At 64.0% G+C, this 19392-nt stretch carries 18 protein-coding genes and 1 other RNA gene; 12 read left to right on the top strand and 7 right to left on the bottom strand.

The window, feature by feature from the left end:
• Nucleotides 1–172 precede the first annotated feature (172 nt).
• The 4 genes from J4G32_RS13065 to J4G32_RS13050 are packed head-to-tail and all read left to right on the top strand — an operon-like array spanning nucleotide 173 to nucleotide 4047.
• Nucleotides 173–1201, top strand: a complete 1029-nt coding sequence (locus J4G32_RS13065) for a sulfate ABC transporter substrate-binding protein (RefSeq protein WP_425515513.1) — start codon at nucleotides 173–175, stop codon at nucleotides 1199–1201.
• Between the two features lie 20 nt (nucleotides 1202–1221).
• Nucleotides 1222–2085, top strand: a complete 864-nt coding sequence (cysT, locus tag J4G32_RS13060; RefSeq protein WP_210494379.1) for a sulfate ABC transporter permease subunit CysT — start codon at nucleotides 1222–1224, stop codon at nucleotides 2083–2085.
• Nucleotides 2078–2929: a sulfate ABC transporter permease subunit CysW gene (gene cysW, locus J4G32_RS13055; RefSeq protein WP_210493937.1), complete on the top strand. Its 852-nt coding sequence runs from the start codon at nucleotides 2078–2080 to the stop codon at nucleotides 2927–2929. The genes cysT and cysW overlap by 8 nt, the downstream gene beginning before the upstream one ends.
• Nucleotides 2930–2988: 59 nt before the next feature.
• Complete coding sequence (locus J4G32_RS13050; RefSeq protein WP_210493933.1) at nucleotides 2989–4047, top strand: sulfate/molybdate ABC transporter ATP-binding protein; 1059 nt, start codon at nucleotides 2989–2991, stop codon at nucleotides 4045–4047.
• Here the strand turns inward: J4G32_RS13050 and J4G32_RS13045 are convergent.
• A complete protein-coding gene (locus J4G32_RS13045) occupies nucleotides 4044–5075 on the bottom strand; it encodes a cysteine synthase A (RefSeq protein WP_210493930.1) in 1032 nt (343 codons plus the stop codon). The two genes, J4G32_RS13050 and J4G32_RS13045, sit on opposite strands and share 4 nt — an antisense overlap.
• A 285-nt stretch (nucleotides 5076–5360) precedes the next feature.
• Here J4G32_RS13045 and cls point away from each other — a divergent pair, with 285 nt between their 5' ends.
• The gene (cls, locus tag J4G32_RS13040; protein ID WP_210493926.1) at nucleotides 5361–6797 is read left to right on the top strand and encodes a cardiolipin synthase; all 1437 of its coding nucleotides are present in this window, start codon (nucleotides 5361–5363) and stop codon (nucleotides 6795–6797) included.
• A 36-nt stretch (nucleotides 6798–6833) separates the two neighbouring features.
• Nucleotides 6834–7178, top strand: a transfer-messenger RNA (tmRNA) gene (gene ssrA / locus J4G32_RS13035).
• Nucleotides 7179–7222: 44 nt separating this feature from the next.
• Here ssrA and J4G32_RS13030 read toward each other — a convergent pair.
• The 3 genes from J4G32_RS13030 to mdoH all read right to left on the bottom strand — a co-directional run bounded on the left by J4G32_RS13030 (nucleotide 7223) and on the right by mdoH (nucleotide 10224).
• Nucleotides 7223–7531 (bottom strand): hypothetical protein, encoded by a 309-nt coding sequence (locus J4G32_RS13030; RefSeq protein WP_210493920.1) that lies wholly within the window; start codon nucleotides 7529–7531, stop codon nucleotides 7223–7225.
• Between the two features lie 105 nt (nucleotides 7532–7636).
• Nucleotides 7637–8383, bottom strand: coding sequence for an FkbM family methyltransferase (locus J4G32_RS13025; RefSeq protein ID WP_210493918.1), 747 nt, complete (start codon nucleotides 8381–8383; stop codon nucleotides 7637–7639).
• The gene (gene mdoH, locus J4G32_RS13020; RefSeq protein ID WP_210493914.1) at nucleotides 8380–10224 is read right to left on the bottom strand and encodes a glucans biosynthesis glucosyltransferase MdoH; all 1845 of its coding nucleotides are present in this window, start codon (nucleotides 10222–10224) and stop codon (nucleotides 8380–8382) included. Before mdoH ends, J4G32_RS13025 begins: the two co-directional genes overlap by 4 nt.
• 52 nt (nucleotides 10225–10276) lie before the next feature.
• Here mdoH and J4G32_RS13015 point away from each other — a divergent pair, with 52 nt between their 5' ends.
• The 4 genes from J4G32_RS13015 to J4G32_RS13000 are packed head-to-tail and all read left to right on the top strand — an operon-like array spanning nucleotide 10277 to nucleotide 13585.
• The gene (locus tag J4G32_RS13015) at nucleotides 10277–11272 is read left to right on the top strand and encodes a zinc-dependent alcohol dehydrogenase (protein WP_210493911.1); all 996 of its coding nucleotides are present in this window, start codon (nucleotides 10277–10279) and stop codon (nucleotides 11270–11272) included.
• Nucleotides 11273–11296: 24 nt separating this feature from the next.
• Nucleotides 11297–11704, top strand: coding sequence for a 6-pyruvoyl trahydropterin synthase family protein (locus J4G32_RS13010; RefSeq protein WP_210493907.1), 408 nt, complete (start codon nucleotides 11297–11299; stop codon nucleotides 11702–11704).
• The gene (locus J4G32_RS13005; RefSeq protein ID WP_210493904.1) at nucleotides 11697–12746 is read left to right on the top strand and encodes a glycosyltransferase family 4 protein; all 1050 of its coding nucleotides are present in this window, start codon (nucleotides 11697–11699) and stop codon (nucleotides 12744–12746) included. Before J4G32_RS13010 ends, J4G32_RS13005 begins: the two co-directional genes overlap by 8 nt.
• Nucleotides 12743–13585 (top strand): class I SAM-dependent methyltransferase, encoded by an 843-nt coding sequence (locus J4G32_RS13000; protein ID WP_210493900.1) that lies wholly within the window; start codon nucleotides 12743–12745, stop codon nucleotides 13583–13585. Before J4G32_RS13005 ends, J4G32_RS13000 begins: the two co-directional genes overlap by 4 nt.
• 1 nt (nucleotide 13586) lies before the next feature.
• Here J4G32_RS13000 and J4G32_RS12995 read toward each other — a convergent pair whose 3' ends face one another.
• A complete protein-coding gene (locus J4G32_RS12995) occupies nucleotides 13587–14132 on the bottom strand; it encodes a cytochrome b (RefSeq protein ID WP_210493896.1) in 546 nt (181 codons plus the stop codon).
• Nucleotides 14129–14818: a RibD family protein gene (locus J4G32_RS12990; RefSeq protein ID WP_246505026.1), complete on the bottom strand. Its 690-nt coding sequence runs from the start codon at nucleotides 14816–14818 to the stop codon at nucleotides 14129–14131. Before J4G32_RS12990 ends, J4G32_RS12995 begins: the two co-directional genes overlap by 4 nt.
• Nucleotides 14819–14987: 169 nt before the next feature.
• Here J4G32_RS12990 and ribA point away from each other — a divergent pair, with 169 nt between their 5' ends.
• A complete protein-coding gene (gene ribA, locus J4G32_RS12985; protein WP_210493888.1) occupies nucleotides 14988–16109 on the top strand; it encodes a GTP cyclohydrolase II RibA in 1122 nt (373 codons plus the stop codon).
• Between the two features lie 104 nt (nucleotides 16110–16213).
• Nucleotides 16214–18472: a glycosyltransferase family protein gene (locus J4G32_RS12980; protein WP_210493883.1), complete on the top strand. Its 2259-nt coding sequence runs from the start codon at nucleotides 16214–16216 to the stop codon at nucleotides 18470–18472.
• On the opposite strand, the gene J4G32_RS12975 is transcribed toward J4G32_RS12980, so the two are convergent.
• Nucleotides 18453–19313, bottom strand: a complete 861-nt coding sequence (locus tag J4G32_RS12975; protein WP_210493880.1) for a TIGR01459 family HAD-type hydrolase — start codon at nucleotides 19311–19313, stop codon at nucleotides 18453–18455. The two genes, J4G32_RS12980 and J4G32_RS12975, sit on opposite strands and share 20 nt — an antisense overlap.
• Between the last annotated feature and the right edge of the window lie 79 nt (nucleotides 19314–19392).

Here is a 19392-nt window from a genome sequence, read left to right as displayed (position 1 = left end):
CCGGTTGTGCATTGCCATAGATCAGAAATTTTATTCTAATTCGCCCAGTCGGCACGTCAATCCGGACGGCACGCTGTCCTTCATGTTGGTAGCGCGGCCGACATTTCGGCGCTCGTCATCAGTCTGCCGGATCGGTGGCATTGGAGCAGCGCCTCAAGTCAGGAGATGACTCATGCGAGCGACGCGAGAAGTTCGGTGGCTGGCCGTGGTTGGAATGGCCCTTGCGATTGTGACAACCGGCCTGGCCTTTCGCGCACAAGCGCAGAGCACGCTCCTGAATGTGTCATACGATCCTACCCGGGAACTCTATCGCGCCCTCAATCAGCTGTTCGCGGAAGAATGGAGCCAGCAGGGCAACCCGAAGGTCACCATTCGCATGTCGCATGGGGGCTCGGGCAGCCAGGCCCGGGCGGTGATCGACGGCCTGGACGCTGATGTCGTGACCCTCGCGCTTGCGGCCGACATCGACGAGATTGCCAGACGGACCAGGAAATTGCCTGTGGACTGGCAGGCGCGCCTCCCGAACAATTCCTCGCCCTACACGTCCACGATCGTTTTCCTGGTCCGCAAGGGAAACCCCAAGGCGATCCGCGACTGGGATGATCTGGTCAAGCCCGGCATACAGGTCATCACCCCGAACCCCAAAACCTCCGGCGGCGCGCGCTGGAACTACCTGGCGGCCTACGCCTATGCGGTCGAGAAGTTCGGCAGCGAACCGCAAGCCCAGGCTTTCGTCGCGCAGATTTTCAAGAACGCCCCCGTGCTCGATACCGGCGCGCGCGCCTCCACCAACACCTTTGCGCGCAGGGGCATTGGCGACGTGCTGCTCGCATGGGAGAACGAGGCCTTCCTGGCACTCGATGAGCTTGGCGCCGGCACCTTCGATATCGTGGTGCCGTCGCTGTCGATCCTGGCCGAGCCACCGGTCGCGCTCCTCGATGCCAATGCCGACCAGAAAGGAACCCGCAGAATCGCGCAGGCCTATCTCGACTTTCTCTACTCCCCGAAGGCACAGGCCGTGATCGCGAAAAACTACTATCGGCCGGTCAAGCCGGAGGCTGCCAACCCCGAGGATATCGCGCGCTTTCCGAAGGTGAAGCTGGTGACAATCCAAGAATTCTTCGGGGGATGGGACGAAGCCCAACGGAAACATTTCTCCGACGGCGGCATCTTCGATACAATCCTGAAATCAAACCGCTGAACCGGGAGAAGATGATCGCGATGGTGCCGACGCGCGAGAGACGTCAGACGCGTTTCCGGTTCCGGCGGCCCAGCGCCATCCCGGGCTTCCCATTGGCCTTCGGCTACACGCTGACCTATCTCGGCCTCATCGTTCTGATCCCGCTCGCCACCCTTGTCATGCGGGCGTCGACCCTGGGCTTCTCCGGTCTCTGGAACGTCGTCACGGACGAGCGCGTCCTATCGGCCCTTCGCATCAGTTTCGGGCTATCGTTCGGGGCGGCGTTCCTCAACGCTTTCTTCGGACTGGTCGTCGCCTGGGTACTGGTTCGGTACGATTTTCCCGGTCGAAAGTTGCTCCACGCTGCGGTCGACCTGCCCTTTGCTCTTCCGACCGCGGTGGCTGGCATCGCGCTCGCGGCCCTCTACGCACCCAATGGCTGGCTGGGCGAGCCGTTGTCGCATCTCGGCATCAAGGTCGCCTATACGCCCTTGGGGATCTTCATCGCGCTCGTCTTCGTCGGCCTGCCCTTCGCGGTGCGCACCGTGGAGCCCCTCATCGCTGAGATCGATCGTGAAATCGAGGAGGCCTCCGCAACCTTGGGAGCGACGCGCAGCCAAACCTTGTGGCGGGTGGTTCTTCCGCCCCTGGCACCGGCAATTCTGACAGGCTTCGCCCTGGCCTTCGCCCGCGCGGTCGGCGAGTACGGTTCCGTGATTTTCATCGCCGGGAACATTCCCTACATATCCGAGATCGCCCCCATCCTGATCGTCATCCGGCTGGAGGAGTTCAACTACGCCGGCGCAACGGGCATTGCCGTAGTCATGCTCGCAATCTCGTTCGCGACCCTGCTTGTCATCAATCTCATCCAGACCTGGAGCCGGAGGAGGTTCGGCGATGCGTAATCCGCCTCATCGTCCGACGACCGAGAGCCCGGGAGTCAGGATCGCGGCCACGCTGGTCTGCTTCCTGTTTCTCGGCGTGTTCCTCGTCTTGCCTCTGGTCGCCGTCTTCGTCGAGGCGTTCGGCAAGGGCGTGAGTGCCTATTTCGCGTCGTTTCAGGACCCGGACGCGCTGGCCGCGATCCGCCTCACACTCACGATAGCGATCATCGCCGTTCCCCTGAACCTCGTCTTCGGTATCGCTGCATCCTGGGCGATCGCCAAATTCGAGTTCAAGGGCAAGAGCCTCCTGATCACGCTCATCGATCTTCCTTTCTCGGTCTCACCGGTCGTGGCCGGCCTCGTCTTCGTCCTCCTGTTCGGCGCACAGGGCTTGTTGGGGCCATGGTTGATCGCGCACCGCATCGAGGTGATTTTTGCGCTGCCGGGAATCGTCCTGGCAACGATCTTCGTCACCTTTCCGTTCGTGGCCCGTGAGCTCATCCCCCTGATGCAGGATCAGGGAACCAGCGACGAGGAAGCAGCCCTCACCCTCGGAGCGAGTGGCTTCATGGCATTCTGGACGGTGACGCTGCCCAACGTCCGCTGGGCACTGCTCTATGGGGTGCTGCTTTGCAACGCACGCGCCATGGGCGAGTTCGGGGCGGTGGCGGTGGTCTCGGGGCACATTCGCGGCGAGACCAACACCATGCCGCTCCACGTCGAGATCCTCTACAACGAGTATAACTTCGTGGCAGCCTTTGCTGTGGCCTCGCTCCTGGCGCTCCTGGCGTTGCTGACGCTGGCTGCCAAATCGTTTCTGGAGTGGCGCTACGGGGACGCTATCGCCGGGCGCGCCGCACACTAGATCGCCGCGTTGCGCGGATCGACCCGGAAACGTCGCCGGGCTTGCAGATCGGAGGACGAATGGAGATTCGCGTCGAGCACCTGTCCAAGGATTTCGCCGAAACGGCGGCGCTCAGGGACGTCAGCGTGACGGTCCGCTCCGGGGAACTGATGGCATTGTTGGGCCCCTCCGGCTCCGGCAAGACGACGCTGCTGCGCGTGATCGCAGGATTGGAAGTTCCCGATGAGGGCCGGGTTCTGTTTGGCGACGAAGATGCCACCCATGTTCCGGTTCAGAACCGCGGCGTGGGGTTCGTCTTCCAGCACTACGCCCTGTTCCGGCACATGACCGTCACGCAGAATATCAGCTACGGGCTGCGGGTGCGCAGACGCGCCGACCGGCCGGGCGCGGACGAGATCGACACGCGCGTCAGGAGCCTCCTCGCCCTCGTCCAGCTCGAAGGGCTGGGGGCGCGGTTTCCCGCTCAACTATCGGGCGGCCAGCGCCAGAGGGTTGCCCTGGCGCGGGCTCTCGCCGTCGAGCCGCGTGTGCTTCTCCTTGATGAACCATTCGGCGCCCTCGACGCTAAGGTCCGGAAGGACCTCCGACGCTGGCTGCGGGAGATTCACGAGCATACAGGCCAGACGACCGTATTCGTCACCCACGACCAGGATGAGGCGCTCGAACTCGCTGACCGCGTCGCCATCCTGAAGGATGGCCGCATCGAGCAGGTCGGAACACCGGAGCAGGTCCATGAGACCCCGGCGACGCCATTCGTGATGAGTTTCATCGGGGACACGACCCGGCTTCCGGTTCGCGCTCGTGGCGGTAGCCTCTGGTACGAGGAAACGCCACTGTCGTTAGCTGCGCCGGACCAGGGCGACGGCCCGACCGATCTCTATCTCCGGCCATGGGACGTGGCATTCGCCGACACCGCGGAGGCGGGCACGCTGTCGGGCACGATCCTGACGATCAGACGGTCGGCGGCGGGGCGGCGGGCGTCCATCAGCCTCATCCCATCGGGCCAGATCATTGAGGTCGAGCTTCCTATCGCCTCTCTCGCGGCGGTGCGCGACCCCATCCTGCTCCGCATTCTTCGCGGCAAGGCCTTTCCGGCAAGCGAGCAACGCGGCGCCTAAAGGAAACCAGGGTCGATGGCCAACTGTCGCTCCAGCCAGGCAGGAACCGGCAAATCGCGCTCTCGCAGGAACTGTGGATTGAAGAGCTTGGATTGATAGCGGCTCCCGGAATCGCACAGGATCGTCACGATGGTGTGTCCCGGACCGAGATGTCGCGCAAGGCGGATGGCGCCGGCAACGTTGATGCCCGACGACCCGCCGAGGCAGAGACCTTCATGCTCCAGCAGATCGAAGATAATCGGCAGCGCTTCCGAGTCCGGGATCTGGAACGCGGCGTCGATCGGTGCGCCCTCGAGATTTTTGGTGATGCGGCCCTGTCCGATACCCTCGGTGATCGATGACCCGCTCGCCTTCAATTCACCGGTGGTGAAATAGCTGAAGAGCGCCGCGCCCATGGGATCGGCGAGGCCGATCTGGATGCCGGGGTTACGTGCCTTGAGAGCCATTCCCACACCCGCCAGCGTGCCACCGGTCCCGACAGCGCAAATGAAGCCGTCGACTTTTCCATCCGTCTGCTCCCAGATTTCCCGGCCGGTTGTCTCCATGTGCCCATTGCGATTTGCCACGTTGTCGAACTGGTTCGCCCAGATCGCCCCCTGGGGCTCCGAGAGCGCGAGACGTTCCGCAAGGCGGCCAGACACTTTCACGTAGTTGTTCGGGTTGGCATAAGGCACGGCCGGGACTTCGAGCAGCTGCGCGCCGGCTAGCCGGAGCATGTCCTTCTTCTCCTGGCTCTGGGTTTCCGGGATGACGATGAGCGTGCGGAAGCCAAGAACGTTGGCGACCAGCGCCAATCCGATGCCGGTGTTTCCCGCTGTGCCCTCCACGATGGTCCCGCCGGGCAAGAGCGCCCCGCGCTTGACCGCATCGGCAACGATGAACAGAGCCGCCCGGTCTTTGACCGACTGCCCGGGATTCATGAATTCAGCCTTGCCGAGGATGGTGCATCCCGTCATCTCGGACGCCCGGCGCAAGGTGATGAGGGGCGTGTTTCCGATGGCGGCGAGAGCGTCTGGCTTGATATCCATGGAGTCCTGAAGGGGATGGGCCGCTCCGACAAAGGAGCGAAGGAAGAACCAATTTGACTGGTACAAATCTGGCCGCAGTGACGCACGGTTGCAACCGCCTTTCGCCCGACGCCGAAAAGCAAAGGCGCCGGCAAGCTGGACAGAAGCCTGACGGCCGCTCAAAGATGAGCCGCGAGCGGGACGCGCTCGCAGCAGGATTGATGTCTCAATGAGCAGCCTCCACGATCGACTTTGCGGCAGATCGACACTTGCGGGCCTCGTCTCGTCGCGCGGGCGCAGCGCTCGATGAGCCTGCTGAGCAGCATCTCCTGGGCCACCGTTTATTTGGCGTCGGAGTGGATCGTCAGGGTCATCATGTTGATCGTCGTGCCCTTTCGCCGCTCTCCAGAGGCCGCGAAGGGCTGGCTGCTGTTCGTGTTCTTTCTGCCGTGGCCGGCCTTGCTGGTCTATTTCCTGATCGGGCGACCCGGTTATCCCGAATGGCGCCAGCGCCGGTTCGCCAGGCTTCCGGTCGTGTTCAAGTCCGTCAACGACAGGCTTGCGGAGGTCACCCAGGAGCAGCGCCCCGAGCTGCCGGCCAACCTCAAACAGGGCGCGACCCTGATCCAGAATCTCGGTCGCTTTCCAAGCCTGAGCGGCAATACAGCAGAGTTGCTGTCTGATTACGACGCGACCATCGACCGGCTGGTCGCCGACATCGACAGCGCGCAGGTCCATGTCCATCTGCTGTTCTATATTTTTGCCGACGACGAGACCGGCCAGAAGGTCATCGCCGCCCTTTCCCGCGCCGTGGCCCGAGGGGTTCCCTGCAGGGTGCTGATCGACGCCCTCGGCTCGCGCGCGTGGGCAGCCCGCACCATCGCGCGTCTCAAGGCAGCGGGAGCGGACGTTCACCTGGTGTTGCAATTGGGAATCCTGCGCCGGAAATCTGCCCGCGCGGATCTGCGCAATCATCGCAAGATCGCCGTTGTCGACGGCATGGTCGGCTATGTCGGCTCGCAGAACCTCGTCAATCGCGACTTCAAGCCCGGCATCGTCAACCAGGAGCTGGTGGTCCGCGTGACGGGCCCCATCGTGCTCGAACTTCAAGGGGTTTTCGTCACCGACTGGTTCCTGGAAACCGAGCAGGTTCTCGACGATCCCGTGATTTGTCCGGAGCCGGTGAGCACGGGAGACGTCATCGCACAGGTTCTCCCGTCAGGGCCCGACTATCCGGGCGCTGGCGTCGAACGTCTGATCGAGGCGCTGATCTACGGGGCGCGAACGCGTGTCGTGATCACCACCCCATACTTCATCCCGAACGAAGCCCTGCTTCATGCCCTTGAGACGGCGGTTCTGCGCGGGGTCGATGTCCATCTGGTGCTGTCGAAGCCGGTCGATCAGGCGCTCGTCAATCTCGCCCAGCGCTCCTATTATTCCGGCCTGCTCGCGTCTGGGGTGAAGATCCACCTGTATCGGGACAAGTTGCTCCACGCCAAGCATCTCAGCGTCGATGACGACCTGTGCCTCATCGGCTCTAGCAATATCGACCTGCGCTCATTCATCCTGAATTCGGAGATCAGTCTCATCCTGTTCGACCGTGAGGTGACCCGTCGGCTTCGAGAGGAACAGGATCGCTATTTTGCCGAGAGCGACCTTCTCGATATGACTGATTGGAACCGCCGATCCCTGGCGGCGAAGTCGATCGAAAACATCGCGCGGCTTATGAGCCCGCTGCTCTGAGCCTGGGCTGCCGGCAGATCGGCAAATTGGCCCATCGGGCTAGCAATTGGCCAGCTGCCGTCATATATCGAGCGGGTCAGGGCAACCTGGCTATGATCGTAGAGGCAGAGTGGAATAAGCGTTTAGGACGCGGGTTCGATTCCCGCCGCCTCCACCATAAGGGCATCGCGTTCCGCCGCAGGCGGCATGTTTGAGGTGCCTTTGTGACGGGGGCGACATGGGTTCGACTAGGCGTGATAAAGGCTAGGCTGCGATTAGGCTGAGCTACGGCCTTAACAGTGCAAATTCACAAATGCCAACGATAACGTTGACATGGGTGCGGTTCGCCTCGCGGCGTAACCATCCGGGGCTCGGGAAAGCCTAGCAACAGAAACGGCACCTCCGGGTGCCGTTCCCATTTTCAGACCGACTTGGCGTCTTGAAGATCAGGTTTTGCCCGGCTTGCCCGGATCGGCCGCCGCCGGCCCCTCGAGAACCTCTCCCAGAGCTGCCGCAACGGCACGCTTTCCCGCCTCACCAATGCGCTCGGCTTTGCGTTTTCGTTCCGTCTTGTCGATTTTGTCGAGGAGGGGATCGAACTCGACAGGCACCATCGGGTCGCCGAGATATTTCGGCTTGTCCCCGGTCTCATGATACTGCGCCCGCAACTTCTGGCCGAGATGCTCCTGCACGGGGCGCGGCAGGGGAGGAAGGTTGCTCCCCCGTTTTCTCGGTATGTCACCGTCTCCGGACATGATCTTCCTCGCTCAGGATACGGGCCTAGGAAAAAACGGCAGCGTGGCCATAAAGGTTCCATCGCAACCCGAGGGTGAACCAGCCCGGCATTCCTTGCAAGCGCGCTATGCCAGCACGGCGTAGACATCGCCCGAATTTGCGTCGTGTGGGACGTCTTCCAGAAGGGCTCTCATCGCATCGGCCGATACCGGGCCGTCGAAATGGAATCGCTGGCTCTCACCCATTGCAACGTTGAACCGGTAGGGCCCAAGCTGCGCAATGCGCTCCAGACAGGCCGTGGCGACGTCCCGCGCAATGGTGGTGAACTCGAACGACAGGGCGGGAACCCGAGCGGTGAGCCCGGCCAGGACCTGGTCCTCGAACCCTTCGACATCGATCTTGATGAAGCGTGGCTTCCCGTAGCGGGCGATCAGCGCATCAAGCGTGGTGACCGGCACCGTGATCGCCCCATCCCACTCCTGTCCTTCCCAGCCCTTGGCATCTCTTGCCGCCGAGACGAACGCTGAAGAGATGGTGGCGACGGTGGGATTTCGCGAGTTGGTCCGGAGCGTCAACTCGCCCGGTTCGGCGCCAGCTGCTTCCTGCAGGCAGGTGACCGACCCGTCCCGGCCATGGAAAAGCCGAATGATCGCGGCCGGGCCGGGTTGCGGCTCCAGCGCGATCACCCGGGCCCCCAAACGGCGAAAACAGGAGATGCGGTCGCCCACATGCGACCCGATGTCGAACGCAAGATCTCCCGGCCCCACATAGGCAGCGTACAGGGCGTCCATGCGCCGGTGGCGGGCACGGTCGCCATGGTAGACGAGCACTGATCGCGCGAGGGCCGCGTAGGACCGCAGAGAAGCGATCATGCGGCTTCCGTCTCAAGCGCCCCGGACAAGGACACGGCAGGACCGGAAGCGCGCAGCGCCGCCAGTTCCCATGGCCGCTCTTCTTCCTCCGGAATGGCACACAGGCCCGCTCGGACGAGAAACCGCCCGACAGCAGGCTTCGACGACAGGACTGCGAACGGGATCGCCAGGAGATATCCGAGGGTCAGCGGCAAGGTCCACAGAACGACAGCCGGAGCCACGATCGCCAGGGACCCGAGAACGAGACTCCCGAACAGCAATTGCGGCCATAGACCGAACAAAGCGGTGCTCCAGCTCAAGGCATGAGCATCGCGCTCCTGACCGTTCCAGGTCGCCGATCGTCCGAACGGCAGCCCGATCATGAACAGCGTGATCCGCAGGGTGGTGGCGGCTCCGACGAGGAACGAGAACACCAGCTCCACCGCCACGCCGCAGAGGAACAGCCCGGCGCCACCGTAACGTCGGCTTTCACGCCGGGTGGCGAGGATGTCGGCAAAGCCCGCGAGCTTCGGCGAGAGATACATGCCGAGGAAGGTCAGATAGAGCCCGATCGCTGAGGCTGCGGGAAACAGCCGTGCGGATTCGCCGTCCATCGCCTTGAAGGGTAACAGGGCGATGAGAAGCGTCCAGGCAGGGATGCCGAGGAACATGAGGATGGCCCAGGCGAGCTGAAAGCGGCTCGTGGGCAGGAGGCCGGGCAACCGCAGGAGCTTCGCGTACTGGAGATTGCCCTGGCACCAGCGCACATCGCGACGCGAAAAATCGGCGAGCGTTGGCGGGTTCTCCTCCCAGCTGCCGCATTCCTCAGGCCAGACCCTGACCTCGTAGCCGGCGCGGCGCATCAAGGTGGCCTCAACCTGGTCGTGGGAGAGGATATGCCCGCCGAGCGGGCCATCGCCCGGCAGCAGGGGCAGGTCGCAATGGTCGCTGAAGGGCTTGATGCGCACGAGTGCGTTGTGCCCCCAGAAGGGACCGCAATCGGCCATCCACCAGGCCGAGCCCATGGTGTAGGGCCGCATGCCATGGCGCATCCCGAACTGGAAGATGCGCGCGAAACCGCTCTTGGACGGCATGCCGGTCACGAGACTCTGGAGAATGCCGAGCTTCGGATAGGCCTGCATCATCCGGACCATCCTCACGATGGTCTCGCCCGTCATCAGGCTGTCGGCGTCGAGCGGGAGCATCAGCTCGTAACGCTGGCCCCAGCGGTCGCAGAAATCCCGAACGTTGCCGGCTTTGAAGCCGACGTTCTCGACCCGGCGACGATAGACCACGCGAAAGGATCCGCCGCTCTCCAGAGCGAAGGCATGGGCCATCGCCTCCTCCTCGATCGCCAGTACGGGATCGCTGGTGTCGCTGAGGATGAAATAGGAGAACCGCTCGCCGAACCCTGTCTCGTCGAGGCTCTGCTTGACGATCCGCAGACGCTTCATCGCCCTGGCCGGATCCTCGTTGCGAAGAGTGAGGAGGATGGCGGTCTCGAGCCTGATCGGCTCCTCGGTTTCGCCCGCTGCGGCGAAAGGCGCAACGCGGGCAAGCGGATCGCGCGTGGCGTGAAGGAGCCACAGACCGATCACCGCGTTCCAGAATCCGAGGACAGTCCAAGGCGATCCGATCAGGAAGCACGCAAACAGGACAACGTCGACCGGGCTCCAGCCTTGTGCCCCGAGGATGCTCGCCAGCCAAAGGGCAAGGGCCACATAGGTGACGGCGTTCAGGGCGAGAACGATGGAGCGTCGACGCGAAATATCCGCCGTGGATTGCAAGCCCGCGGGGGTCGTGGACGCTTTGACGGCGTCGCGCCGGATTGGGAAACTGACGGGATTGGATGTATCGGTCACGGAGGCGCTCTGTTAGAGGCGTGGGGTTGGTCATATAGGGATCGTGAAACACATGCCAGATCCGACAGACGGCAACAAAGGACAGGTTTCGGCCCTTTGGATGACCGGACAAGGCCAGGCAGAATTGAGAGCCGCGCCTGAACCCCGACTGAATGCGGGCGAAGTACGGGTCCGAACCTTGTGGTCCGGTATCAGCCGCGGCACCGAGCGTTTGGTGTTCGAGGGCCGCGTTCCCCCGTCGGAATATGAGCGGATGGCGAGCCCGTTGCAGGAGGGCGCGTTTCCTTTCCCGGTCAAATACGGCTATTGCGCCGTCGGCATCGTGGAAGAGGGACCCGATGACCTGGTCGGTCAAACGGTTTTCGCGCTCCACCCGCATCAGACGGGGTTCAATGCGCCGATGGCGATGGTCTCGCGAATTCCCGAGCACATCCCCGCACGTCGCGGCGTGTTGGCCGCCAATATGGAAACCGCGCTCAATGCCCTTTGGGACGCCGGCTGCGGACCCGGTGACGACATCGTGGTCGTGGGAGGCGGGGTCGTCGGTCTGCTGGTCGCTCATCTCGCGTCGCGCCTGCCGGGTGCGCAGGTCACCCTGGTCGATGTGGCGCCGGAGCGGCGCCACCTTGTGGAGCCCCTCGGTGCGGCCTTCGCGCTACCGGATGATGCTCCACGGGATGCCGACCACGTATTCCACACGAGCGCTTCGCCGGCGGGACTCGACCTCGCGCTCTCCTGCGCCGGCTTCGAGGGCGGGGTCGTCGAAATGAGCTGGTACGGCGACCGGAGGGTCGAGGTTTCCCTGGGAGGCGCTTTCCATAGCAAAAGATTACGCCTCATCTCCTCGCAAGTCGGCCAGGTGGCCCTATCTCGTCGCATGAGATGGACGCATGCGCGCCGGCTGTCAGCCGCGATCCAGCTGCTTGACGACCCGCGCCTCGATGCGCTGGTGGCCGAGGAGGTGATGTTCGTGGACCTGCCGGGCGCCCTGCCGGACATCCTTTCATCAAACGCCGACGGCCTGCCGCCGGTCGTTCGCTACACGTAGACCATTATCGAGGAGACATCGCGTATGTACGCCGTAGAGGTGCGCGAGCACATCATGATCGCCCATAGTTTCAAAGGCGAACTCTTTGGCCCCGCGCAGACGTTGCACGGTGCGACCTTTGTCGTCGACGTGGCGTTCTTCCGCGAGGAACTGACGGCCGATTCCGTGGTGATCGACATCGGCCGCGCCCACGATGCGCTCAAGGCCGTCCTGACTCCGTTGAACTACCAGAATCTCGACGCACTGCCGATCTTCGCAGGCCAGAACACGACGACCGAGTTCCTCTCGCGCCACATCTTCGACGCGATGGCAAAGGCTGCCCGGACGGGCGATCTCGGGCCGGGCGGTGACGGGCTCGCCAAGATTCGCGTGGTCCTGCATGAATCCCATGTGGCGAAAGCGTGGTTCGAGGGGTCGCTCTCCGGTGACTGAGGCCGTGTTCGCCATTCCGGGAGACATCGATACGCCGACCGGCGGCTACGCCTATGACCGCCAGGTTCTGCGGCGGTTCCGCGCACACGGCATAAAGGTCCACCATCTTGCACTGCCCGCGACGTTTCCGACACCGTCGGCGGACGACATCGACGAGACGATCAGACGTCTCAACGACATGCCGCGGGGACATCCGATCGTCATCGACGGCCTCGCGTTTGGCGCCTTGCCGGCGGGCGCCGTAGCCCGGCTCCAAAGCCCGCTCATCGCCCTCGTGCATCATCCGCTGGGGCTTGAATCCGGCCTGACGGAGGCGGACGCCGCACGCCTGATCCAAAACGAAACGGCCGTTCTCGAACATGCGGTTGCGGTGATCGTCACGAGCAGCGCGACCGGCCGATTGCTCGCTTCCGATTTCGGCGTCCCGGCCGCTCGGATCACCGTGGCCGAACCCGGCACCGAACGGGCGGAGCGCGCGCGCGGTGGACAGGGTCCCAGCTTGAACATCCTGGCAGTCGGCTCCGTCGTACCGCGCAAAGGCTATGACGTCCTCATCAAGGCTCTGGCAGGCCTTGTCGATCGCGCCTGGACGCTCACCATCATCGGGGCTGATGACCGTGCGCCGGATCACGCCTCCGCGATCCGACGGCAGGTCGCTGAGTCCGCCTTGAATGATCGGATCGCCCTCGCGGGCGCCGTCACCGAAACCGTTCTGGATGCCGCATACGCTCAGGCGGACATTTTTGTGCTCGCATCCCACTTCGAGGGATTTGGGATGGTGCTGACCGAGGCGCTTGCCCGGGGGCTCCCGATCATCACCACGACCGGTGGGGCCGCCGCCGAGACCGTGTCAGATCAGGCGGCTCTGAAGGTCCCGCCCGGCAATGTCTCAGCCCTGCAGATCGCCCTTCGGCATCTGATCGAGGATAAGGACCAGCGCAGGGCACTTGCCGACCAGGCCTGGCGCGAGGCGCAATCCCTGCCGGGGTGGGACGATACCGCCCGCATCATCTCCGGCGTCATCAAGAGCCACGCAGCATGACGGATTTCAGCGCCGAATGGCTCGCCTTGCGCGAGCCCGCCGACCACGCGGCCCGCAACGCCGAGGTGCTTGCAGCGGCGGCGGCGCTTTTCGAAGGCCGCGAACCGGTGACGATTCTCGACCTTGGCTCGGGCTCGGGCTCAAACCTGCGCGGAACAGCCCCGCACCTACCCCGGCACCAGCTCTGGAATCTGGTGGACTATGATCCGCGTCTCCTCGCCGCCGCACGATCCAGCCTCTCATCCTGGGCTGATGCTGTCGCGACACGGGCCGACGCGCTCCGCATTGAGCGGGCCGGTCAGGTCCTGGACGTGGCATTTCGGCAGGTCGATCTCGCAGAGTCGCTGGATGCCGTGTTCGAGCAGCCCGTCGATCTCGTCACCGCGGCCGCCTTCTTCGACCTGGTATCGGCACAGTGGATCGACAGATTTGCCGCCTCTCTCGCGGCTCGAAGGCTGCCGCTCTATACGGTGCTGATCTATAACGGGCAGGAGGAATGGGTCCCGTCCCACGGCGCCGATGCCGCGGTGAACGAGGCCTTCAACGCCCACCAGCGCGGCGACAAGGGTTTTGGGCCGGCTGCCGGACCTGCGGCCGCCGGACTTCTTGCGGAGGCCCTGCGCGCCCACGGCTACAAGGTCCTGACAGGCGACAGCCCCTGGCACCTGGGACCGGCGGACGCAGCCCTCATCGCCCCGCTGGCGGATGGTATCGCGGATGCGGCGCAGCAGACCGGTTCCGTCTCGCCAGACGACATAGGGGACTGGCGCGCTGCCCGTCGCTCCGCGCGCTCCGGCGTGATCGGCCACACAGACCTGCTGGCGATCCCGCCCGGCTGATCTAGCGCTTTGCCGGCCACATGCGCTCGAAGACTCCATCGCGCAAAACAAGCCGGTGGAAAAGCGCAGCAGCGAGATGCAGGCCAAGGACGGCCGCCAGCACAAAGACCGCGGCCTTGTGCCAGTCGAGCACCATTTCGGCGCGTTCAAGGCTGCCGGAGAACGCCAGGGGAATGGGCACCGTCCAGAAATAATTGACGGGCGCGCAGCACATGGAGGTCCCGATGAAGCCGAGGATCGGCACCAGAACGATGAGGCCATAGAGCGCAAGATGCGTGGCCCGCGCCGCGGCCAGCTGCCAGGCCGGAAGCGCTGACGGAAGGGGGCGAAACCCCTCGAAGGCCCGCACCCCGACCCGCAGGATCGCGAGGACGAACACAGTCATCCCGAACGACTTATGCAATTCGTAGAGCGAGTTCTTGGCGCCGCCGTCCGGCAGATTTCCCATGAGGAGCCCGATGGGAATCGTGATGAGGATGATGAGGATTGCCATCGTCCAGTGAAGCAACCGGGAAGGAGCAGAATAAGGCGTGGGGGATACGCTCATCGAGCCGCCCGGTTTTCTTCTCGCATGTGGCAATCGAACAGCACGTCGCCATCCGGAAAGAGATGCACGTCAACTGCAGGTCTCAGCGCATCCTCGAGCCCGTCGATGGGCGGAAGAACGAGGCCGGGGACTCCTGATCCGATGATCATCGGCGCGACCAGCACGTGCAGACGGTCGATGCAGCCCGCGGCGATGAAGGACGAGATCGTCCGAGCCCCACCCTCGACCAGAATGCGGCGCATCCCGCGTTCAAACAGCGCAGCCACGATCGCGGACGGCGGGATTATCCCATCGGCGACCCCGACCAGAATTTCTGTCAGGCCTGGGTTGGAGGGGCCCGGTAGCGCGCGAATGACGAACCTGTCGGCGCAATCCGACGTGACGCATTTCGCGTCCGGTGGCAGCCGGCCATTGGGGTCGATAAAGACCCGGGCGGGATTCCGGCCCTCGACACGGCGCACCGTCAGCGCAGGATCGTCCGCCACCACCGTACCGACCCCGACCAGGACGGCGTCGACATGAGCCCGCAGGCGATGCAGATGATCCAGGGCGCAGGCACCATTGATGTAACGCGACGCCCCGGTGGGTGTGGCAATGCGCCCATCGAGCGACTGGCCAAGCTGCGCCACCACGAAGGGACGGTCCGTGGGGGCGTCCCGCAGGCTGGCCAGGGGATCAGGAGCCATGCGGCTCTGTGACATGAGGGTCATCGACGACCGAGCGTATTCATGGCGTTGGGCCTGTGCCGTGTTCAATTGAACGTGTTATATGGGGCTGCTGGCTGGAAACATCGATCCGTCCGCCTACTTCCTATCACGCTTGAACAAAGTCAGTCAGCCAGGATACGAAACGTCGATGAGTACCGTCCCCACGGGCCTACGTTTGATCGAAGATCATGCTTTCGCGGCAGCAGAGCGCGCCATCTCGGAATTTCGATCGGCGCGCCCGGTCGTCCTGATGGGAGCGGGCGAAGCCCTTGTGGCTGTCGGCGTCGAAGGCGTCGAAGCCGATCTGGCATCCCGCCTCGACCGTCTCTCCGACGGGGCAGCACGCCTGATCCTCCCGCCGGCCCGCCTGCGACGTCTCGGCCTCGAACGAACCGGATCAGGCATCATTGCCCTGCCCTCCATCGATCTCGAGCGCGTGGAGACGCTCGCCCTCAAGCTCGACGCGCGGATCGATGCGCCTGTCGGCCCCCCCACGCCACTCGACGAAGCGGCGCTGGAACTCGCGCATCTGGCGTTGGTTTTTCCGGCCGTCATCGCGGTGTCGATTGATCCATCCGTCGCCTTCGACCTTGGAGCGGTGGTGGTGGATGCGGACGACATTGTATCGTTCAAGCGCCGCAAAATCGACGATCTGCGGATCGTCAGTCGCGCTCCCGTCCCGCTCGATGGCGCGCTGGACACGGAATTTGTGATTTTCCGCGGCGGCGAGGGCCTGCGCGATCAGGTTGCGATTGTCATCGGGCATCCGGATCTTGCCGGAATCGTGGATGTGCGCCTCCATTCGGCCTGCCTGACCGGCGACCTGTTCGGCAGCCTGAAATGCGATTGTGGCGATCAGTTGCGCGACACGGTGGCCCGCATGGCGCAGGGCGAGGGCGGTATCCTGCTTTATCTCGATCAGGAAGGCCGGGGCAACGGGATCGCCAACAAGATGAAGGCCTACAAGCTGCAATCGCAAGGTTATGACACCTACGATGCCGACGAGGTTCTGGGGTTCGACCTAGACCAGCGTCGCTTCGAATTTGCAGCCGCCATGCTCAAGCAGTTGGGAGTCTCGTCGGTACGGTTGATCACGAACAATCCTGTGAAGATCGCGGCCCTGCGGGATGCCGGGCTCGAGGTGCAGGAGCAGCGTGTTCTGGGACGCGCGACCGCCGAAAACGTCCGCTATCTCGCGTCGAAACGGGACCGGGCGGGCCACAAGATCGATTTTGATGTCCTTGCGGCTTTCGCCGCGCCGAACGACTGACGGCCATTCGCCGGTTCGGGAGAGACATTCGTCAGGCCTCGCCCCTTGATCCGGGGCGCTGGCCGGTCCTGCCGTATGGTCTGATCCTCCTGACCTCATGGCTTGTGCTCGGCTGGCCTTGGCTGTCGGGCGCGGTCACCATCCCTTGGGACGCGAAGGCCCATTTCTATCCGCAGCTACAGTTTCTCGCCCAATCCATCGCCCGGGGCGAGTGGCCGTTCTGGAATCCGTTCATTTTCGCCGGCCACCCGCAAATCGCCGATCCGCAATCCCTCATTTTTTCGCCACCGTTTCTTGCCCTGGCGGCCATCGGACCGGATCCGAGCTTTCGTGCCGCAGACGCCACCATCCTTGGCATGCTGCTGCTCGGCGCGACCGCAATCCTTCTGCTCGCCCGGGACCGAAAGTGGCACCCGGCGGCCGCTCTCCTGGCCGCGCTCGTTTTCTGCTACGGCGGCTCCTCATCGTGGAGGATCCAGCATATCGGGCAAATTCTCAGCCTCTCCTACTGGCCGATCGCCTGGCTCCTGCTGAGCCGTGCGCTGGACCGCTCGTCCGTCACGTACGGATTTTTCGCCGGCCTCGTCGCTGGCTTTATGGTGCTCGGGCGCGATCAGGTAGCCTATCTGGGGGTCTGGTTTCTCGTCGCCATCGTGCTGTTCCGGATCGCGCTCGCCCCTGCACGCCTGAACGCGCTCAGACGCGCTGTTCTCCCGCTGTCCGCAGGCGTCGTGGCGGGTCTTCTGGTTGCCGCGGGGCCCTTGATCCTCACGATCCTCCTGAACGGCGATTCCAATCGCTTCGTCATCGATCAGGATGGCGCCGGACGCGGATCGCTTCATCCGGCCCTGCTTTTGACCAGCGTGGTGCCGCAACTCTTCGGCGCGGCCGGGCCGCTGTCTGACCATTGGGGGCCCCCAAGCCCTGCCTGGGGACCGGTGGACCTCTACCTCGCCCGCAATATGGGGCAGGTCTATCTCGGCGCCCTGCCAATGGCTGCCTTGTTCGCGCTTGCCTGGGGACGTGGTCTCTTCTCCCGGGCCGACATCAGAGGGATTGCGATCGCCACTCTGGCCGTCGTGGTCTATACGCTCGGCCGCTACACCCCCCTTCTCGGCATCGCCTTCGACCTCATTCCGGGGTTCTCGTTGTTCAGGCGTCCGGCCGATGCGACGTTCCTCCTCACGCCGCTGGCCGGACTGTGCGCAGCCTACCTGCTCCATCGCTGGCTGACGGATCAGGGCGATCAGCCACTTCTTGGACCCTTTGCGCGCGCGCTATTCGGCTTTGCATTTCTGTTCCTCGTCGCTGCAGCCGTGGCGAACTCCAAGGACCGGCTCGATTATGCGCTCTGGCCTCTGGCACAAGCCGGCGTCTTCGCGACCGGCGCGGTTCTGGTTCTGTTTGCCGCGCGCCCGCTCGCACGCGGGAGCGCCTTTGCGGCTGCCTGCCTCATCGTGGGTTTCATGGTGCTCGATCTCGGATGGAACAATGGACCCAGCGAATCGACCGCGCTGCCGCCAGCGCTCTACAACGTGCTGAAATCCGACGGCCAGGATCCGACCATCGCATTTCTCAAGGAGCGCGTGGCAAGGGATGCATCAAGCGACCGCCGAGATCGGATTGAACTCGTGGGGATCGACTTTCACTGGCCCAATGCCAGCATGACGCACCGTCTCGAACAAACGTTAGGCTACAATCCCGTGCGGCTGCGCTGGTACAGCGAGGCGACCGGCGCGGGCGACCACGTCGCCTTGCCGAGCCAGAGGCAGTTCTCGCCCCTGTTTCCCTCCTATACGTCGCGGCTTTCCGATCTCCTCGGCCTGCGCTACATCGCTTCGCGTGTTCCCATCGCGGAGGTCGATCGTCACCTTGCGCCCGGCGCCCTCCCCTTGATCGGCCAGACGGATGCGGCCTTGATCTACGAGAATCCAGGAGCCCTTCCCCGGGTCATGTTCGCAACCCAATGGCAGCGAGCCGACTTCGCCCGGATGATCGAAAGCGGTATCTGGCCGGCCACGGAGAATGACGTCGTCCTGCTCGAGACCGATCCGCCGGCCAGGGTCCCGGTTGGCGCGGCGGGCGGGGAGGTCAGGATTGCCGCCTACGGTAACAGCGAGGTCGTGGTCGATGTCAATTCGCCGAGCGGCGGCTTCGTCCTGCTCAATGACGTCTGGCATCCATGGTGGTTTGCGTCCCTCGACGGTCAGTCCACCCCGTTGCTGAGAGCCAATGTGATTTTCCGGGCTGTCCAGGTGCCGGCCGGACGCCATCGCGTCACGCTGACGTTCAGGCCCGTCGCAGGCGCGATCGCGCAGATCCGTCAGCGACTCAAGCCCGTGATTACGCCAGCGCCTTCATGACGCCGATGAGGCCCGGCGCGTGGGGTCCGGCGAATTCCGCCAGGAGGCCCTCGTCGATGGCGTCGTCTCGCAGGATCTCGTCGCGATGGATGCCCCCGGCGATCAGAAGCGCGTCGATGCCAAATGCCATTGCACCGGCAATGTCGGTCCGCAACGCGTCGCCAATAGCCAGAATGCGAGAGAGGGCCGGGTTGTCGCCGCCCAGTCCGCCTGCCAGTTGTCGGGCGCGCTCATAGACCGGCGCATAGGGCTTTCCGGCCCAATAGACCTCGCCGCCCAACTCCTCGAAGATTACCGCCAATGCACCCGCGCAGGGCAGCAGGTCCTCGCCCACGTGAACGACCAGATCGGGGTTCCCGCAGATGAACGGCAGCCGGCGAGCGGCCGCGGCCTCCAGTAAAGGCCGATAATCCTCAGGCGCTTCCGAGTAGTAGTCCATGAGCTCGGTCGCCACCACCGCATCCGCAGTTTCGAGGTCGACCAGTTCGACGTCCAACCCTTCGAAGACGTGCTCCGCCCGGGGGGTGCCGATGTGGAAAACCCGGCGAATTCCTGTCTCCTCGATGCGAAAGCGGGTCAAATCGCCTGAGGTCACAATGGCGTCCCAGGCTGAGCGCGAAATCCGCTTGGCGTCCAGCAACGCCTCGACCTCGGCGCCGCGCGAAGGAGCATTGGAGATCAGCACCACGCGGCCGCCGTTGCGGCGAAAGGCCGACAATGCGTCGGCAGCCTTCGGGTGAGCCACCACCCCATCATGGAGGACGCCCCAGACATCGCAGAAAATGACGTCGTAGCGGGACAGGATTGCCGCGGCACTGTCGAACACGGGGGGTATCATCATGAAATCAACGGATGTCCAGAAGGGCGAGAGAGAGCGGGCTCGACGGATGTGGGAGGGCAGGATATCTCTCCATAGAGCG

The organism is Microvirga antarctica (genome assembly GCF_017921815.1).
Taxonomy (GTDB): domain Bacteria; phylum Pseudomonadota; class Alphaproteobacteria; order Rhizobiales; family Beijerinckiaceae; genus Microvirga; species Microvirga antarctica.
The sequence above is the reverse complement of the archived record's forward strand: the minus strand, read 5'-3'. Positions and strand labels throughout refer to the sequence as shown.

Bases quoted from the DNA above. Each gene is read 5' to 3' on its own strand.
- cls (WP_210493926.1), top strand. From the start codon at position 5,361: ATGAGCCTGCTGAGCAGCATCTCCTGGGCCACCGTTTATTTGGCGTCG.
- J4G32_RS13030 (WP_210493920.1), bottom strand. From the start codon at position 7,531: ATGTCCGGAGACGGTGACATACCGAGAAAACGGGGGAGCAACCTTCCT.
- cysT (WP_210494379.1), top strand. From the start codon at position 1,222: ATGGTGCCGACGCGCGAGAGACGTCAGACGCGTTTCCGGTTCCGGCGG.
- ribA (WP_210493888.1), top strand. From the start codon at position 14,988: ATGAGTACCGTCCCCACGGGCCTACGTTTGATCGAAGATCATGCTTTC.
- J4G32_RS12975 (WP_210493880.1), bottom strand. From the start codon at position 19,313: ATGATGATACCCCCCGTGTTCGACAGTGCCGCGGCAATCCTGTCCCGC.
- cysW (WP_210493937.1), top strand. From the start codon at position 2,078: ATGCGTAATCCGCCTCATCGTCCGACGACCGAGAGCCCGGGAGTCAGG.
- J4G32_RS13015 (WP_210493911.1), top strand. From the start codon at position 10,277: ATGCCAGATCCGACAGACGGCAACAAAGGACAGGTTTCGGCCCTTTGG.
- J4G32_RS12990 (WP_246505026.1), bottom strand. From the start codon at position 14,818: ATGGCTCCTGATCCCCTGGCCAGCCTGCGGGACGCCCCCACGGACCGT.
- J4G32_RS13065 (WP_425515513.1), top strand. From the start codon at position 173: ATGCGAGCGACGCGAGAAGTTCGGTGGCTGGCCGTGGTTGGAATGGCC.
- J4G32_RS13010 (WP_210493907.1), top strand. From the start codon at position 11,297: ATGTACGCCGTAGAGGTGCGCGAGCACATCATGATCGCCCATAGTTTC.
- J4G32_RS13045 (WP_210493930.1), bottom strand. From the start codon at position 5,075: ATGGATATCAAGCCAGACGCTCTCGCCGCCATCGGAAACACGCCCCTC.
- J4G32_RS13025 (WP_210493918.1), bottom strand. From the start codon at position 8,383: ATGATCGCTTCTCTGCGGTCCTACGCGGCCCTCGCGCGATCAGTGCTC.
- J4G32_RS12995 (WP_210493896.1), bottom strand. From the start codon at position 14,132: ATGAGCGTATCCCCCACGCCTTATTCTGCTCCTTCCCGGTTGCTTCAC.
- J4G32_RS13050 (WP_210493933.1), top strand. From the start codon at position 2,989: ATGGAGATTCGCGTCGAGCACCTGTCCAAGGATTTCGCCGAAACGGCG.
- J4G32_RS13000 (WP_210493900.1), top strand. From the start codon at position 12,743: ATGACGGATTTCAGCGCCGAATGGCTCGCCTTGCGCGAGCCCGCCGAC.